General features: G+C 42.8%; 2 protein-coding genes. One reads left to right on the top strand and one right to left on the bottom strand.

Features of this window, described 5'->3' with window-relative positions:
- Positions 1 to 7: 7 nt before the first annotated feature.
- A complete protein-coding gene (locus JM81_RS11815; RefSeq protein ID WP_186435570.1) occupies positions 8 to 18,499 on the bottom strand; it encodes a T9SS type B sorting domain-containing protein in 18,492 nt (6,163 codons plus the stop codon).
- A 535-nt stretch (positions 18,500 to 19,034) separates the two neighbouring features.
- On the opposite strand from JM81_RS11815, the gene JM81_RS11810 reads away from it, so the two are divergent.
- Complete coding sequence (locus JM81_RS11810; RefSeq protein WP_144803672.1) at positions 19,035 to 20,027, top strand: tetratricopeptide repeat protein; 993 nt, start codon at positions 19,035 to 19,037, stop codon at positions 20,025 to 20,027.
- Positions 20,028 to 20,426: the final 399 nt, after the last annotated feature.

The following is a 20,426-nucleotide window of genomic DNA, read 5'->3' as shown; positions in this document are numbered from 1 at the left end:
TTAAGTTTTAACGATATAGAGTAAAGTGCCCTACAAATTCCCTTTCATCTCTTTCTCCATTCAGTTTGATCACATACCAGTAATCACCAGTAGGTAAAAATTTGCCCGAATATGTACCATCCCAGCCTTCTGAGTCTGCAAATTGTTGGGAAACTACCCTACCATAACGATCAAAAATCTTTATTAGTATTTCTGGAAACTGTTCCATGTTTCTAGGTATCCAAAAATCATTTTGACCGTCCCCGTCAGGAGTAAAGAAATTAGGTAATTCAATGTCTATAAATTCCATATAAATATTGGCAATGGACTCACAGCCGTTTTGATCAACGACGCGCACCTCAAACGTATCGGTTCTATCAATGAAGAACGTATTGCTGTTACCATTATCGATGCCGTCAAAATAATAGGTGTAAGCTTCTCTACCTCCTTCTGCCACAGCAGTAATCTCATTGAGGTTATGTTGTTCCAACGTCAATGACAATGGATCAAAAGCTTCAATTACAAAGTCTATAGTCTGTAAACATCCATTGGCATGCGCTATGGTAATATAATGGTTGCCCGGTGCAGAATCCCTGAAATCTGGATTTAACTGTAAATCTTCCGGATCTACGGAGTCAATGGCATAAAGGACATCTCCTATGACACTATCGTCCTCCAAGGTAATGTTCACATAATTATTAGGCATATCGCTAGAGCATTCGTAAACCGGCTCTACCGTCGCGTTCAAGTTGACTCCTCTTTCTATGTCAACTATCACATTGGTTTCACAACCATTGGCATCCCTAACAAAGATCAAATAATTATCCGCTGCCATATTTATAAACTCAGTCCTTCCAAGAACAAAATCCGCATCGCCATTTGCATTGATGGCCGTACTGTAAGGTGCCGTTCCTCCTAATATCTCAAGGACTATAGAACCATCTTGGCTATCCACGCAGATTTCCGGAGTAACCGTTGGGTTAACGACTAACATATCAGGTTCTGAAATGGTATAGGTCAAATATTCAAAACAGCCGTTCCTGTCCTGGGCAAGTATGGTGTATTCTCCCGGTGCAAGGTCTGTAAATGTATTTGTCGTAAATGCTTGGTTCAAGTTTGGAGAAATAGCATATTGATATCCTCCAGCCCCGCCAGAAAGGGTAACCGTTATTTGTCCGTTGTTCTCTCCAGCACAACTTACGTCAATTATACTCTCTGTATAGGATAAAGGAATAGGGTCTTCTATTATTACCTCTTCTGCTTGGGTGGTACAATCCTCACTTGTTACAGATACATAATAAGTACCCGCGGACAAGTTTCTGAAAACACCCTGAATTTGAGGTCCGGCAATCCTTGATGCTGGGGACAAGGAACTATCGGTGAATAATTCATATTGATAATTTCCTAATCCTCCTTCCGCAGTTGCGTAAATAATGGCGGTGTTTTCACCTGAACAATTTAATACTGCTGCAGTATCATCTACTGTGAGGGTCAACGGCAGAATCTCATTTTCAGTAATGGCATTTGACAATGCGGCCTCACAACCATTTATAGCATCACGTACATAGAATTGATACCTTCCATGTTGGTAAATACCTGCTTCCGGTAATCCTAATGGATTTGTAGTCATTGGTAAATAGGTAATATTGTCAACACTATATTCATACGTACCGCTGCCACCTGTCGCCGTTAATTCAAATTCAGCTCCAGTAGCACAAGTTAATGGGTTGGTTCTCAATAAAGATGCCTGTATTTCAGTTGGTTGTGTAATTTCTACCGTGTTGGTGGTCATATCACAATCCCAACCATCAACAACTGTTATACTATAAATACCAGCACCTAAATCATTGAAATTAGGATTGTTCTGTATACCCGTAGTATTTAAAATGGTTGTACCCGAAGCATCATAATAATTTAATTGATATCCATATGAACCACTTCCTCCTCCGGTGACAATAGCACTTATTACAGCGCCAGTATCCCCATAACAGGCCAAATCCGTAACTAAAGGTGTGGCATTGGCAATAATAGGAGTAGCAGGTATAAGTGTTTCTGTCCTGGTGATAAAACATCCTACGTTATCCGCTATTTGAATGGTATAATCTCCAGCAGCAAGGTTGCCAAATGTCATTTCCTGAACATTTTCAACTGTTATGTTTTCTCCGGTTAAGGTATTCGTCAACGTAATATCATAAGGCTTATAACCTCCACTAGGAGTTACACTGATTTCACCTTTATCATTGGTACACGTAACTTCCGCAATAGGGTTCACTACCGCATCCAAAGGTCTGTCCGGAGATGCTATGGTTACTACATTGGTGTTTTCCGAGCACAATGGCACAGAGGTTTCCGTAATCTGAACATAGTAATTGCCTCCAGAAATATTTCCTACCTGTCTTGGGTTTACACTTGTATCCGTAGAGACCGTACTTCCAATGGCATTACCTGCAGTATCAAAAATTTGATAGTCATACGTTCCGGAATAGCCATCGATATTAATTGACAATCCACCGTTAGTATCCCCATAACAAGTAACTACAGAGGTTGCCGTAGCGGTTGCTGTTATAAAATCAAAAGGTGCAATAGAATATGTGTCCGTTACTACATAACAACCGGTATCCAAATCTGTGACACGGAAATTATAGGATCCTACGGCACTTAAACTAAATTCCGCCGTTGTTGCCGTACTTGTCGTAAGTGTTCCGTTACTATTTCCAATTGGTAAAAGTTCAAAGCTATAAGAGTGCGCCAAACCATTGTCCGTAACTGAAATTGTCACTATCTCATCATTCGTACAAGTGATGGCTAAATCTCTGGTCACTGTAGCGGTAAACGTATTTATAGGTTGCACCGTTACCGAAGTAGTTTCTGTACATCCATTATCGTCTTTTACAAATACATCTATAATTTGTTCACTACCGTTATCCGCAATATTGAATGTATTGGACCTTTGGAAAATTACATTGTCCAAACTATATAGGTATGGTGAAGTACCTGAAGAAACACCAGAAGTGGTTGCTCCATCCAATACATTCACAGTAATCGTGGCAGTGTTCACTGAGTTGTTTGTTGAACAAGTAAACTCCGTTACCGTGGCATCGATCAATAACTGTGTAGGCTCTGAAACCGTCTCGTTCTTAATGCCTTCACATCCTCTGCTCGATACAACGCGCACCTGATAATCACCCGCAGCTAATCCAGTAAATAACGGATTATCCTGTAAGGGGGCAATTGGAGTTACCAAATCACTAGTACTATAAAGTTCATATTGATATGCTGGATTCGAATTAGTCGATGGGTCCATATTAGCTCTAATACTACCGTCACTTCCACCAAAACAGCTTACGTCTACAATTGTAGCATCCAATAGTACTGGAACTACCGGAGCGTCCAGCACCTGTGTGGCCATGGTCTGGCACACCGGGTTGGTGGTGTCAAGGTCCCTGACCGTGAAAGTGTACGTGCCCGCATCGACCAGGCCGGTAAAGACAGGGTCGTTCATCTGGACAACGTTAGGTCCGCTCGGCGGCGTCATCTCGAACTCAAGGTTCGCGGAACCGCCCGTAACGTCAACCGTTATCGTGCCCCCTGGCACCGTTGTGCTACAGTCGATCGGCTTGGTCACGGCCGTGGTGGCGCCCAACTGCTCGTAAAGCTCTACGGGCGGCGTGGTGAAGCTACAGCCCCATTGGTCCGTGATCGTCACCTCGTAGACTCCTGCGCCCAGGCCGGAGAACACCCTGATGTTCTGCGGTGAGCGGAAGTCCGTCCCGCCAAGCACCAGTTGGTACGTATAGCCGCTTCCCTGTCCGCCTGTAGGTGCGCTCACCTCGATCTCGCCCTGTAAATTCGTACAGTTCTCCTGCACCACCTGAAGCGTTGCCGCTATTGGGGCGGGGACGTCGAGTACGATATTGTCCTGGATCAGCCTTTCACAGCCCGCGCCGTCCCTTGCCCATGCCTGGTAGGTGCCAGCCGTAAGTCCGCCGAACGTGGCGTTGGGAACAAAGTCCGTCGGTGCGCTAGGCGCAGCCGTACCCACATAGTAGGTATAGCCTCCCCATCCACCGGCCACGTTGGTGATCGTGATCGAACCGTCGTTGTCCCCAGTGGCACAGGTAATGTCCGTCACTACGGTAGTTCCCGTAATATCGGCACTTGGGCCGCTTATCGTGAACGACTCCCTGTTCGTACAGAACGGGTTGCTGTCCTGGGTCACCGAAACATAATAGTTCCCCGCTCCAAGGTTCACCGTTGGGGCGGCCTCGTCGCCTGTAGCTACGCTAACATCGTCCAGGATATCGTTGGGCGTGCCGTTGGTATCAAACACTTCCCAGTCGAACCCGGCGGCATATGTCGCATCCACAAGTGAGAAGGTCACCTCGCCCGTATCCGTTCCGTAACAGATCACGTCGCTGCTCTTCGCCACATCGATCGTGAACGTATTGGGTTCCTCGATACGTGCAGATGTTGTTACTATACAGCCCGTATCCACATGTCTTACCAAGAAGTTGTACGTACCGGCGGCAAGTCCGCCGAAAACATTGGATACCTGGTAGCTCGCCCCGTTGTCGATACTGTACTCGTACTTCGTAGCATCGCTCGCCGTCGAAGTTGCCGTAACGGTGATCTCGCCGTCCAAGCCGGGCGCACAGGTAACCGTAGTGGTCACCGCAGCGGTTGCTCCGGTCATCTCGTCGAAAGCTAGTACCGTAGCCGTAGTGCTCCCGGAACATCCGTTGTCGTCGTATACGTTTATCGTATAGCTCTCGCCGGTTCTGTCCGTTACCGTCAAAACGTTGGAGGCGCCAGACTGTACCACGTTGGAAGCGCTATCGATGAACTCATAGATCTCATAGTTGCCGCTTCCGCCCGTAATGCCGCCGTTGACCGTTACCGTGGCATTGTTATCGTTGTTGCCGACACTACAGCCGAATTCAACAACACTAGCGCTTACGTTCAATATCTCGTCCGGCTCGGAAATTTCAATATCTATAATTGTACTTGTACAACTATTGGTTCCCGTAGCCGTAATACTATATGTATTAGGTGGTAAGTTTTCAAATGTATTACTGCTCGTATTGAAAGTACCTGCAACAGGAGAAATCGTAAAGGTTAAAGGATTTACGCCATTCTGGGTCTGTGCCAAGGTTATAGAGCCGTTATCTGCTCCAAAACAGGTAATATCAATATGTGTTTCTGTAAATACTGGAACTACCGGAGCGTCCAATATTTGTGTTGCCGTAGTCTCACACCTTGTAGGATTGTTCGTATCCAGGTCCCTTACAATGAACGTATAGGTACCCGCATCGACCAGGCCGGTAAAGACAGGGTCGTTCGTCTGGACAACGTTAGGTCCGCTCGGCGGCGTCATCTCGAACTCAAGGTTCGCGGAACCGCCCGTTACGTTCACCGTTATCGTTCCGCCAGGTGTACCTGTACAATCAATAGCTTTATCCACTGTGGTAGTTGCGCCCAATTGCTCGTAAAGTTCTACCGGTAAAGTGGTGAAATCACAGTTCCATTGGTCCGTGATACGTACCTCGTAGACACCAGCCCCAAGACCCGAGAACACCCTCGTGTTCTGCGGCGCACGGAAATCGCTGCCGTCCAATATCAATTGGTACGTATAGCCGCTTCCCTGTCCGCCGGTGGGTGCGCTCACCTCGATCTCGCCCTGTAAATTCGTACAGTTCTCCTGCACCACCTGAAGCGTTGCCGCTATTGGGGCGGGGACGTCAAGTACGATATTGTCCTGGATCAGCCTTTCACAGCCCGCGCCGTCCCTTGCCCATGCCTGGTAGGTGCCAGCCGTAAGTCCGCCGAACGTGGCGTTGGGAACAAAGTCCGTCGGTGCGCTAGGCGCAGCCGTACCCACATAGTAGGTATAGCCTCCCCATCCACCGGCCACGTTGGTGATCGTGATCGAACCGTCGTTGTCCCCAGTGGCACAGGTAATGTCCGTCACTACGGTAGTTCCCGTAATATCGGCACTTGGGCCGCTTATCGTGAACGACTCCCTGTTCGTACAGAACGGGTTGCTGTCCTGGGTCACCGAAACATAATAGTTCCCCGCTCCAAGGTTCACCGTTGGGGCGGCCTCGTCGCCTGTAGCTACGCTAACATCGTCCAGGATATCGTTGGGCGTGCCGTTGGTATCAAACACTTCCCAGTCGAACCCGGCGGCATATGTCGCATCCACAAGTGAGAAGGTCACCTCGCCCGTATCCGTTCCGTAACAGATCACGTCGCTGCTCTTCGCCACATCGATCGTGAACGTATTGGGTTCCTCGATACGTGCAGATGTTGTTACTATACAGCCCGTATCCACATGTCTTACCAAGAAATTGTACGTACCGGCGGCAAGTCCGCCGAAAACATTGGATACCTGGTAGCTCGCCCCGTTGTCGATACTGTACTCGTACTTCGTAGCATCGCTCGCCGTCGAAGTTGCCGTAACGGTGATCTCGCCGTCCAAGCCGGGCGCACAGGTAACCGTAGTGGTCACCGCAGCGGTTGCTCCGGTCATCTCGTCGAAAGCTAGTACCGTAGCCGTAGTGCTCCCGGAACATCCGTTGTCGTCGTATACGTTTATCGTATAGCTCTCGCCGGTTCTGTCCGTTACCGTCAAAACGTTGGAGGCGCCAGACTGTACCACGTTGGAAGCGCTATCGATGAACTCATAGATCTCATAGTTGCCGCTTCCGCCCGTAATGCCGCCGTTGACCGTTACCGTGGCATTATCGGCATTGTTGCCGACACTACAGCCGAATTCCACAACACTAGCGCTTACGTTTAAAATCTCGTCTGGTTCCGCAATTGGAACAGGTCTGTCCAAGAAACATCCTCTATCTGAGGTTACCCTTACATAATAGTCATCGTTAGCTGAAAGGTTATTGAAAATGTTCGATGACTGAGCCGGCCCTTGAGGTAACATTCGTAAAGCGTCATAAGGCAATACAGGAGTTGGGTCAACCATCAACTGATACGAATATGGTGGGTTGTCCATAGTTGGATCAAGGGAAACAACAATACTGCCGTCATTTCCTCCAAAACAGGTAACATCCGTTATGGAAGTAGTAAAGTCTACAGCCGTTGGGACTTCTAACTCAATATCTACCAATGCGGTACACCCTGTATATCTAGGGTCTAAATCATAAATTGCCGCAGTGTACATTCCTGGATCTAAATTAGAGAATAGCGGGGTTAGTTTACGCCCTTCAACAGATGCTCCGCCAAAGAAGAAAAGCTCATACTCATAGGCTCCTGAACCTCCATATGCCGTTATCAAGATAGCACCATCACGTCCTAAACAAGTAGGCTGTGCCTGAACTTCTGCCGTAATATTAGAAGGTTTGAATATTTCTAAGGAAACTTGGTTTCCACAACCATTAAAATCACGTAAATCAATTGTATAGTTGCCTGAGCTTAAATTTGTAAATTGATGTGTTGTACCTAATGTGGTTAATGTAGAAGACTGATAAGATCCACTATTAACACTTAATGTATAGGGTTGAATTCCTTCGCCGTCCAAAGTAACCTCTACGATAAACTCACCTTCATTTGCCGCACACTGGTTTACAACTACAGCAGATATAAGCGGTGAAGGATCTTCTGCTATTGTAATGTCTAAATGAGAGCTTGCAGCACATCCGTTTCCATCAATGACATAAACATCCCATTCTGTATTTACTGCAGGATCTAATTCTTTATAATTGCTTGTTTCATAATCTGAGGCTGCAGGTGTTACCCCATTTTCCATATAAGCGTAAGTATACGAACCATTACCACCACCTGCAATAACAGTGATATTGGCATTTTCTGAACAATACCCATTATTTTGATCAACTAGGTTGAGGGTAACCGGATTAGGTTCTATAATCCTGAACTCAAATGTATTGGTACAGTCTGGAGCGCTATCTTCTCTAAAAAACAATACATAATCTCCCGGAGGGATACCGGATACGGTTTCCACTGGAGTTGCACTAGGTCCGCTAGACCCTGTAATTGTACCGGAATATGCACCACCCAAAGGAGTATTGGAGATAGATTCCCTTATCTCATAATAAATTGAACTAACACCAGCATCATGACCTTCAATCTGAAAAGCAATGGATCCATTAGTGTCACCAAAACAAGCAACATCATTGACCACCGGATCTGAAACTACATCTATCGAAGAAAGTGTTGGTATATCTACCTCTACATAACTGGAGCAATTGGTATCCGTATCTATAACTTGGAATACATAGGACTGTCCCGGATTTAAACCTAAGTAACTGGCACTTTCTTCTCCCGTTCCAGGTCCTGCTACTTCTGTATTAGGAGCAGTTCCTGAACCGTAAATGGTAAAATCATAATTTCCAGATCCGCCACTTGCCAATAAATCTACCGACCCACCGGTAGCACAGCTAACTGCTGGAACAAGGGCATCAACTGTTAAATATGGATTAGAAAGAACACGAACAGGGTTTTGATAAAATTCACAGCCATTTGCATCCAATACCCTCACATAGTAATCTCCAAATGTAAGTCCCTCAAACGAAGCGGTAGTTGAAGATGTATTTACTATTGGATTAGGACCTGTAGTTACTACAATATTATTCTGATTATCATATAACGTATAGGTAAAATTAGGTACCCCACCACTGGTTATATTAATATCAATTCTTCCGGGAATATCACCAGATCCACCACAACTAACATCCGTAGCTACAACATTGGCATCAAACAATACTGGGTCATTAACAGTAACGGTTTGGGTGTATGTACAACTCTTACTATCCCTAAGGGTATATGTATAAGTACCAGCGGCCAATCCTGGATAAACCCTTTGACTGGTGAAGGGACTGCCGTTAAAACTAATCTCATAAGGAGAAGATCCGTAAGCAGGGTCAATATTAATTTCTACAATACCATTAGAGTCGCCGTTACATGTGGGGTCAGTAACCGTCTCCGTAGCCAAAGGATTAACGACTGCCGTTACAGTTACTTCATTTGATTCTGCAACACATCCTTGGCTATCCGTTACCCTAAATCTATATAAACCGGGAGTATTTGTGGTAAATGGAAAAGTACCTGTATATGAAGTGTAACCGCCGTTATCTATATTTAACTCATATGTAAATGGCGAATAACCTCCGTTTACCTGTAAATCCAAGATAGCATCAGGCGATACGGTACAATCAATATCCTTTGATAAAACAATGTTTGCTGTCAACTGAGGTTCTATGGTAAACATTAAATCATCCGTACATCCATTGGCATCCCTAATTTCAAATGTATAATTGCCAGGTGTTAAGTTCGCAAATGTATTGGAGGTTCTATAAGGGCCCGAATTCATTCTAAATACATAGGGGGCCAATCCTCCAGATCCACCGATAACCACGGTAGCCGAACCTGGGTTGGAAGAATCATAACATAAATCTGAACTAGGGTCAATACTGATAACAGGGTTCACCGGTGTGTTCAAGGTAAAGGTATCCGTAGCAGTACATCCATTAGTATCCGTAACGGTAATGGTATGTATTCCTATTTCATTAAGGCCAGTGAAGATATTTTCACTTTGTGGCCCTACAATATTTCCATTTGGTTCTTCAATTTGATACGTATAACCTGCCGTTCCGCCAGAAGTTGTTATGGTAACCGAACCACCATCTACACAAGTTGGCTGTACAACGGTTTCCGAAAAAGTAACGATGGCCGGCTCCGATATGGTTTGGGATATGGAAACCCTACATCCAGGATTTGTACTTCCGGCTTCCCTTACATATATAGTATAGTTGCCAGCAGCCAAACCTGTTATTGTGTATGGCGAAACGGTATCACTACCATCTATCGTGGCAAAACCGCTATCAAAACTATATTCAAATCCACCTATACCAAAGTTCTCTACCTCAAAAGTAATCGCACCAGAACCGTCCGCGTTACAGTCAAGGTCCTCATAGCCTATTATAGATGCCTCGAAAGCATTTCCGTCCTCTACGATTACGTCAATACTTGTTGTTCCCGGACACCTTGCCGGTGGCTGGGTTGCCAAAAGATCATCTATAGCAATATCATTTCCGTCAAGAACTGCAGAGTTCGTTCTGAAGATTATATCCAAGTTTGTATTTGCGCCAGGGTTTAGTGAGACAGAATAATTATGCCAATCATCCGGGCCATTATTTTTAGGAACACTGCCCGCCGTAGATGAGCTGGCAATAATATTTCCACTACCATCCACTAATTCTATTTGCATGCTAGGATCTCCTCCAGAGGTGCCAGTACGCAATAAGTTCAATGCCCAAAAGGAAATAGTAATATCCTGGTTAGGTAATACCTCAACGTTCCTTTTAGAATATACAATACCACCAACACCAACAACACCACCAACATTGATCGCCAAATATCGCCCATTGGCATTACCGGTATGGTCGTTAGGACTGATCCATGTGGCATGTAAAGGTGCTAACGCACTTGTAACCGTATATTCTCCATCAAATAAACGAGCATCACCAATACTACAGGCGCTAGTACTTCCATCGCCAGGCTCGTAACAATAAGCAGGGTCTATCTGTGGTATACTGGTATTGGGTCCGGAACCAAAATCTTCAGTCAATAAGGTGCTTTCTGCAGGTGCTACCGTACTCAAATAAGTAACGTCTATGGTGTGCGGACCTGCAGGTACGTTGTTGAATATATTGGAGGTAGCCGGACTGTTGGGGTTACCGTCGATACTATAGGTGTAGTCGAAATCGCTGCTGCTCGGGGTCACCGTAACCGTGCCGTCGCCGTCACAAAGGTAATCCACCGTTGCAGACAATGTGGGAGGTGCAGGGGCCGGGTCTACCGTAATGTCCATTGGGAACGTACAGTTGTTGGCGTCACGGACGTATACCGTATGGTTGCCCGCCAACAGGTATCCTATGGGACTGGAAGTATACGTGCCGCCACCGTCAAAGCTATAGCTGTACGGTGCGGTACCTCCCTGCGCGTTCGTGATACGGACCTCAGCGCCCTGTGTAGGGTTGCACTCCACCAATGCGGCTACAGCGGCAGAGGCGGACAGGTTGAAGGGCTCCGTGATCGTATGGATTTCCCCTATCTCGCAAAGGTTGGCGTCCCTGACACGGATGTTGTACGAACCGGCGCCAAGGTTGTTGAACGTGTTCTGCGAAACATAGCTTGCACCGTTGTCTATACTATAGGTATACGGACCTTCCCCGCCACTTGCCATAATCGTCAAGGTGGACTGGCTGTCCCCGCTACAGAGTACCGCGGTGTTCGAGATCGTCAGTGCCAACGGCAGGTCCTGGTCGATCGTGATGGCGTATACGCTCTCGCAGAAACCGGCGCTGCCGCCGTTGTCCCTTACATAGACGTCATAGTCGCCCGTTCCCATAACCGAGATCGTACTGTTGGGCACAAAGTCGCCCGATGTGGGCGTAGTGCCGTTGTCCACTACCGCGTAGACATAGTTGCCGTCACCGCCCGCTCCGGCGATCGCCACATCAGTGGCAGAACCACAGGCGGTAATGTTGCCCGCACTGGCGGTAACCGTTAATTGAGGTTCTATGGTAATGGATTGAGATGCACTATCACAACCATAAGCATCTGTGACCTCTATCGTGTATGTTCCTTGTGATAATCCGTTAAATGTGTATGTAGTTGAATTGACTGGAGATGGTACCACCCATGTTCCTCCATTGATCCTAAATTGATAATCCCCATTACCATCCGTAACATTAACTTGAATAGTTGCATCATTACCACCACTATAGCAAGCTGTTTCATTTAAGGTAAAAACGGGAATAATTGGTGCCGTAATCGTGATAGGGCTATCTATTAGATCCGTACATCCGTTTGCGTCCATAACACGGACCCTATAGGTGCCTGCCGTTAATCCGCCAAAAGTTGTACCGGTTTGGTAAGCGGTCAATATGCTTCCAGCATTATTTTCTAATTGATATGTATAACCAGGTATACCGCCCAATGCGCTAGCGGTTATAATTGCCCCTCCATTATTACAGGTATAGGGTTGTGTCTGAGATGCGTCCGCAACCACCACCGAAGGTTCGTTGATAACTTGACTTATACTTGTACTACAACCAGGGTTTGTACTGCCTGCCTCCCTAACGTAAATGGTATAATTACCGGCAGAAAGTGATGATATCGTCTGTGGAGATACCGTAGTACTTCCAAGAATAGAACTAAAATCACTTGTAAAACTATACTCGAACCCTCCAGGACCAAAGTTGTCCACTTCAAACGTAATAGAACCAGAGCCATCGTTATTACAGCTAAGATCATTATACCCAATTATCGATGCTTCAAAAGCATGACCATCCTCTACGATTACATCTATACTAACTGTTCTTGGACATTGTGCTGGATTTTGAAATGCCTGTAAATCATCAATTGCAATATCATTTCCGTTTAGCACTGCCGAATTGGTTCTAATTACAATATCCAGATTTGTATTAGCACCAGGGTTTAATGTTAACGCGTATGTTTGCCAATCATTAGGACCATTATTCTTAGGTACATTGCCCGTTGCGGTACTTTCAATAACATTACCTGATCCGTCAACTAGTTCAATGACAATAGTTGGGTCACCGCCTCCACTACCAGTCGCCAATAGGTTAAATGCTTCTAAAGAGATTGTAATAGGAATATTTGGAATTACCTCAAGATTTCTTCTTGCATACATTATACCGCCAACACCGGCAACACCCCCAACGTTAATAGCTAAGAATCTGCCATTTGGCAAACCAGTATGGTCAACAGGACTAACCCAACCAGGATGTGTAACAAAATTGGTTACTGAATATTCACCATCATCAATTATAGATGAAGTTTGAGGCTCGTATACATAAAGTGGGTCAATTTCTGGTATACTGGTATTTACCCCGCTTCTAAAATCTTCCGTAAACAAGTAACTAGGAGCAGGAGGAGTTGAGCTAATATAAGATACTTCAAACGTGTGCGTACCCACCGACACATTATTAAACACGTTGTTGGTAGCCGGAGTATTAACAGATCCGTCAATACTATAAGAGTTGTAATTATAAGCCCCTCCGCTCGGTGTAATGGTAACTGTACCTTCTCCGTCACATTCGTAATCAATAGTACTTGACAATGTAGGAGGTGTTGGCTCTGGTTGAACTGTAACATCCATAGGATATATACAATTATTGGCATCTCTGATGTAAACAGTTTGGTTGCCTGCAAATAAATATCCAATAGGATTATTGTCATAACTGCTACCACCCGTAAAACTATACATATAAGGAGAAGTACCGCCCATTGCATTTGTTATTCTAACCTCTGCACCTAATGTTGGGTTACATTCAATTAATGCAGTAATTGCAGCTGATGCAGATAATGGGTATGGTTCCGTAAAACTATATTGTTCTGTAATATCACAATTGTTAACATCCCTTACAATAATAGTATAGTCTCCGGCTGGTTGGTTAGGGAAGATGCTTTCCGTTTGAAAATTAGCACCATTATTAATACTATAGGTGTACGGAGCTTCACCCCCAGTAACATTAATTGATATGGTTGAAGAATCTCCACTACACAATATAGGAGTATTGGAAACGGAAAGTGCCAACGGCAGGTCCTGGTCGATCGTGATGGCGTATACGCTCTCGCAGAAACCGGCGCTGCCGCCGTTGTCCCTTACATAGACGTCGTAGTCGCCCGTACCCGTAACCGAGATCGTACTGTTGGGCACAAAGTCGCCCGATGTGGGCGTAGTGCCGTTGTCCACTACCGCGTAGACATAGTTGCCGTCACCGCCCGCTCCGGCGATCGCCACATCAGTGGCAGAACCACAGGCGGTAATGTTGCCCGCACTGGCGGTAACCGTTAGCTCCGGATTGACAACGATTGTTTCTGTATCCGTACAGTTTTTACCATCCCTTACATCTATTGTATATGTTCCTGAAGATAAATTGGAGAATACATTATTTGTTGTAAAAGGTGCTCCGTTAATGCTATATTCAAAATTTCCGTCACCTCCTGAAGTTACATTTGCCGTCAAGGTCAAAAGTGTAGAGCTATCAAAACAATCTTGGTTTGGAGTAACAACTAGGACAGGTGCTGTTGCGGGATCTAATGTAAATGAGAAAGGTATTGCGCAATTATTGGAATCCGTTAATGTTCCGTTATATGTTCCCGGTTGGGTCAATCCGTTGAAATTACCTGTACTATTTGTACCAAACGATGAACCATCTGGGTTGTTCAATGAAAAGGAGTAACCACCCCATCCACCTGTAGCAGTAATACTAACACTACCATCTGTTAGACAAGTAGGTTGTGTTTCATTAATTGATGTTATAGCCAATGCAGATGCAGGACCTTCCAGTTCATGGGTGGTAGTATACGTACAATTTGTAGCGGTATCCGTAATATTTATTACATAGTCTCCAGCCTCCAAATTATTTAAATTGTTGATTACCGCTTGTGTCCCTCCATTGCTGGTAAAACCGGATGGGCCTGTAATGGAATATGTGAAATTTTGTCCGCTTTGAAATGTTACATTAAAACGAATGCTGCCATCTGTTGCTCCAAAACAAGAAACAGGTTGAACGGTAGTTCCAGAAGCCGATATGGGGTTTATACCGTTTATCGTATAATTTTCTTCATAGAAACAGCCATCAGTATCTGTAACCCTTACCGTATAGGTGTCTGGTGCCAGTCCGTCAAAATTAGCTTCATTGCCTACAGTACTTGTGGGGTTTATTACTGTTGGGGCAACAATGGCATACGTAAAAGGAGCTGAACCATTTGTAGTGGACACCCTAAGATCTACAGTTTGATCAGGACATGTTATCTGCGTTGCCGTGATATTTAAGTCTGTAGGAGGGTTTGGCGCATCAATCATTATCACGTTAGTTATAAAAATACACCCGTTGGCATCCCTGATAGTGATATAATAACTACCATCTACCAAATTCTCAAAACGATTTGCGTTGGCCACCGTATCTGGAATAAAATTGACACCATCAATACTATACTCATAAGGGGCAACACCACCGGTTACGTTCTGTGCTTCAATAATCCCGTCTTGAACACAAGTATAATCTTGAATCAATACAGCATCTCCCTGCACTGCCGAAGCAGGCGAACCAATGGTATAATTTTCCTCATAATCACAAGAAGCACTACCTCTTCTTTGGTTTATCAATACACGATAATCCCCTGCCGGTAAATTTGAAAAATTACCTGTGCCGTTTTCGCCAAGAGGTTGGTCGTCGGCATCAAATAAGGAAAAGGTTAATTGATAACCGTTATTATCAATTAAATTATATTGTAATCTACCGCTAGCATCCCCAAAACAGTTAACATCTACTACTGTAGTGGCGTTAAATTCCGCCGCAGGTTGAAATTCTATTTCAACAGTGTTGGAAACTTGGTAACACCCATTTCTATCTAACACTACAAATGTATAGGCCCCCGGGTCTAAAATGTCAAAAATTTGACTTGTCTGAAAATTGGTTGCAGGTATATCTGCATACGAAGGATATGAAGTTACCGTATTTCCTGATTCATCTACATATGACCAGATTGCATAGGTATGTGGCGTTGTGCCCCCATCAGAATCCATTTGGATATTACCTTCCCTACAGGTAATATGTTGAGAAACCCTTGCACTTAATGTTAGGTCATTGTTATCCACAATAGTAACATTCTCACTATATGAACAACCATCTGCGGTTGAAATTAAAGCAATATAGCCCCCTGCACTTAAATCCGTAAAGGTAAAATTGTTGTCCGTTTGTCCATTTTCACTGTCCAAAAGAGTGCCTAATCCTCCATTACTTCCATCATCTATTCTAATTTCGTAGTTATATACCGCATCCGCATTATTGATCTGTAAATTGATAGACCCTAGTTCATAACAGAATTCTGGAGTTACATTAACATTATAGGTAACGTCTCTATCTAAAATACCTATTACTTCCGTAGTAAAAACACAGGCGTTTGGTATTACATCTCCATTGATGTCCGTAGGTGTAACCTCTACCCTATAAGAACCGTTCTCGCCAGAAGAAAAGTCAAAACTTGGACCATTGTTTGCGCTAAACGGAACAAGAATGTTATTGGTTTCATTATCTATCAACTGGTAACCATATCCACTGCCCAAGTTGGTTATGGTAATATTACCGTCTGTATTACAAACAATATCCCTATTGGTGTAATCTATATCCAAATTGTTCTGGAACCCTTTAAAATAATAGCGGCTGATACATCCATTTCTATTGATAACGGATAATCTATATTCTCCAGGAGCATTTAATAGAAAGTTACTTCCAGTGCCAACTTCCGTCCAATTACAAGTAAGTGCTTTATTGGCACAATCCTCGCCAACCGGAGCACAACTGCCTTCGTCCAACAATTCCCAGCTAACACTTTGGGCATCTACAATATTTACCGCTAATGGTTGAGAATCATTAATGCCGCACAAGAAAATCTTTGGGATGAAAGAATTGTCTATAGTACAATTAACTATTTCTCCAGGTATGTCATTTGAAGGATCACTATCGTTATTAACTTCATTAAAATATTCGGTAACAGGATTGGGTATATTACCAGAACCAAAGGGTTCAACCGTAATGACTTCTTGGTAACCAATACAAGGTGCGGCAACAATTTTATCTACGATATAAACACCAGGAGTAGTAACTACTTGCGTACTTGGGTCATTATCTGGGTCACCATCATTAATTTCAACATCCAAACTGTCCAGTTCCCCATTGCCATTGGTGTCCTGATACCATACGTAAGAGTCGAAACCTTGTCCCGCTGTCAAAATTGTATTTGCACCACATAAGGTAACCGTTCTGTCAAAGCTACAAGCACTAAGGTCGTCCAAAAGGAAATTAGTAGCACCTGGAACCGTAAAACCACATGAGTTAAATTCACTTACACTGGGGTCGTCCGTTACCATTGCAGAATTATTTTCTCCACGATAGGTGCCATAGGCCACATTTTCAATTAAATCAGAACATGCGTTTACGAAGTCAAAACAGTTTTCCGCTACTTGTACACGAAAACGAATGGAATATTCAGAATCCTCATCTTCTACGTATCTGTCCGGGACAGAAAAAATAATCTCGCGAGTTAAGGGGTCATACGTATAGGTAACTCCATCTGGGTATGAAAAATCAGAAGCATTGAAAAAACTACGTCCGTTTGGCGGAGAGACATTAACAGGAAGTACATCTCTTATAGTATAGCCTACCCCATCATCGTTACCAATATTCTCAAAAGTCAGCACATAATCCAAGGTTTGGCCTAAATTAACACCTTCACCCGTTATATCTACACCGCCGGGCGTCTGAACCCTTTTTTCCAACACAATGTTAGGTGCAATGATATCCACATCAAACGAAGCAAAAAAGATATCATATTTGTCTTGAGAGGAAGTGGCTCTAAGCGTAGCACTGGTTGATCCATTAGGAATAATGGTATTGTTGACTCCACCGTTAGGAATTTCAAAATAATCTACATCCCAACCCAAGGTGTTTATACTATTTGGATTTCTGTTGGTGTAAGGAACATCGTCAATAGTGATACTTGAATTGAAGAAGTTGTTGGCAGGGTTCTCACCGTTTGATAAGGTGGTAAAAGACCCATTGGCGTTAATCTGCAATGCATCTCCATCAATTACATTATCTCCTTCCAAAGCGGCCACACCCATATTGGCATACACAGGAAAAGGAGCGGGTAATGTTGTATATCCGCTGATAGGAATATCTACACTTTCGCCAGATTTTATTCCCGCATATCCGTCAAAGGTGGTTATGAATTTATCCCCTGGTAAATTTGGGTTTTCATATACTACAACCATTTTCCAACCACCGGAAATACCACCACTGACCGTACGGCTATTATCTGCCCGTACATTGGCTACAAAATACTCACCATTAGGGTTTGGTAAAGCTGAAACAATGGACGTTATGTCCTTATAATATGCGTAAGGCGCATAATATCCAAAATCTATATCGTTAAAACCATCAAAAAGCTCGTCATCCGCAACGATATCCTGATAGGCACCACCTGGAACCCTAAATTTTATTTCATCAATATTACTACGGTCGGCGTTGGTATAAACCGCTGACCAATAAAGACCGGCATAACGTATCATTGAACATTCATAGTCCGGAATATTAAGTGTAGCGCTACTTGAGCTAAATGTAGAAGAGTCCCCATCTACATCAATATAACGCATATCAAATGAGTCGTTTGCACTAGATGCACCACGAGTATCGTTATATGGTTCGTTAGGTGATACCTCTGGAATAGTAAAGTTTTCCCTTCTCCAACGGCCATTTCTCCATACCCATCTTCTACCTGAGGATTCTGGTATATAGCGGTTGACGATGTTGTTCGCAATAAAAGTTATCTCTCCGCGAATATCAGCTTCATAACGCACCGCAAAATCTCTTTTTACTTGAGAATACGCTGTGTTGAAACCCAACAACAAGAATAAAATGAAAAACAAACCTTTGGAGAAAATTTTTCCCATAAGTGAAGAACGCTTAATAAAATCAAAAAAAACAGTCAGTTTGGTCATGTGCTATTTAATAGTGGGGAAGTTCACGCGCTGGTTTAACCCAAAATCTGTGGAATTCTCCAATAACAAATATTCACTATAGTAATTAGCTAGGAAATTTAATGTTGTGGTATGTTCTGTTTCTGTTGTGAAACCGCAATAAAAATGGGTTTGATTTTTAGTAAATACCCATTTTATGCCCTATTTAGTGCATTTGACCGATCATTAAGATTCTTCTTTTGAGGTAATTTATTTAAACCAACAATGTTCCAATAGCCATGGTAAAAGTTAAATTTAGCGACCTAAATGGATGAAAATTGCTGTGCAAACACCAACTGTACATAAAACGCAATACAGGTAAAATGTACCTTTAAATCAGCAAAAAAAGGGGTTGATTTGATTAAAAAACGCATGAATTATCAATTGTTTATTTTGGGGATTAAACACGAAAGTTTAAAGATTTGATACCTTTATGACCAAATATTCCATAGCATTAAACTCAACTAATTTGAACCAAAAACTTTTTATTGTAATTTTTCTGGTTTCCATTTCAAATCTTTACTGCAAAAATTCTCTTGAAGGCAAGTGGTTTTGTCATAAAGTGATATACCAAGATGGAAAGGATTTAGAGGTTAATCATCCTTTGTTCGCATCTTTTCTATCTTATGAATTTACTTCGGGAAAAGCGTATATATCCATTAATTATGAAGAAAAGGGAGTTTCCAGTAAGTATACTGTTTTGAATTCTGAACTTCATATAGGAATTAGAAAGTTTAGCTTTTCATTTGATAATAAATTTTTAGTGTTAAAGGAGCATGGTGATGAATTAAGTTATTATTTTTTAAGAAAAAGTGATTTTTTGATTGAAAACAATTTGTATCAAGAAACCTATTTTATCAAAGAAAATGATACTATCTTTCATAGGTCGTTTAGCTTAAATCCTGAATTTTATTACGAAACCTCTTTTTCAAACTATCTGCGGAAATCTATATATAGTTACTCAAAGACTAGTGCACAAAGACATCAATTAAAGGGTTCGTTCGTTTTAACCAGAAATAATGAAATTCTGGATATTATGGTAGAGCAGGGGATAAACAAAAGCTTCGACAAATCCTTTAGGAAAGTCGTTCAGGATTCAGAAAAATATTGGAAAAACAGTACGGGAAAAAATATTTTAATTGTACAAAAGTTTAATTTTTTTGAACAAGGCAAATACTTTATAAAAAAAGAAAACTGGGACTTTTATCATCATGTAAAAAAAGCAGATGATTATTATAAAACCCTTGATTTCATTTCGGCAATTGATTTTTATGAACAAGCGTTGGATACAGCGATTTCGGAAAACGAATTTACCCATATAATGCTTAGGGACATGTCAAGAAATTTAGGGATTTCCTATTTGGCAACTGGAAAAATTGAAAAAGCTTGCGAAAGTTTTAGAATTGTTGGTGATGAACATGATTTTAACTTTAGAAATTTCCTGTTAAAGTTCTGCAAGTAACCTACCTAAACTACATCATGTTTTTTTGATTGATTAAAAGAACGATCATATTATACAGGTAGGCGTTTTCCTTTGGAAAAGTATGCAGCTCATTATGCTTTAACCGATAGCTTTCATAAAAAATGGAATTAATTAATGGAACGGAATATTCCATAATTGGTTCAATTGTTATTATAGCCTTAAAAAACTCTTTTCAAAATATTGAAACTTGCTTCAAATTCGGCAATTAAATCAAAGACCATGTGCAAATAGTTAGTTAAACGTATTACTACCAAATGTCCTTTTTATTAGCATCTATTTAAATGTGCAATAATTGAACATTTCTTATCTCTCTGATAAGAATTATGAACCACCAAATGGAGCTCTATGAAGTACTTAAATAGTAAAACTATTGGTGTT

Origin of the sequence: Maribacter sp. MAR_2009_72 (assembly GCF_007827235.1) — a bacterium.
Lineage (GTDB): Bacteria > Bacteroidota > Bacteroidia > Flavobacteriales > Flavobacteriaceae > Maribacter > Maribacter sedimenticola.
Note: the sequence above shows the minus strand (reverse complement) of the source record. Positions and strands in the feature narration are given on the sequence as shown.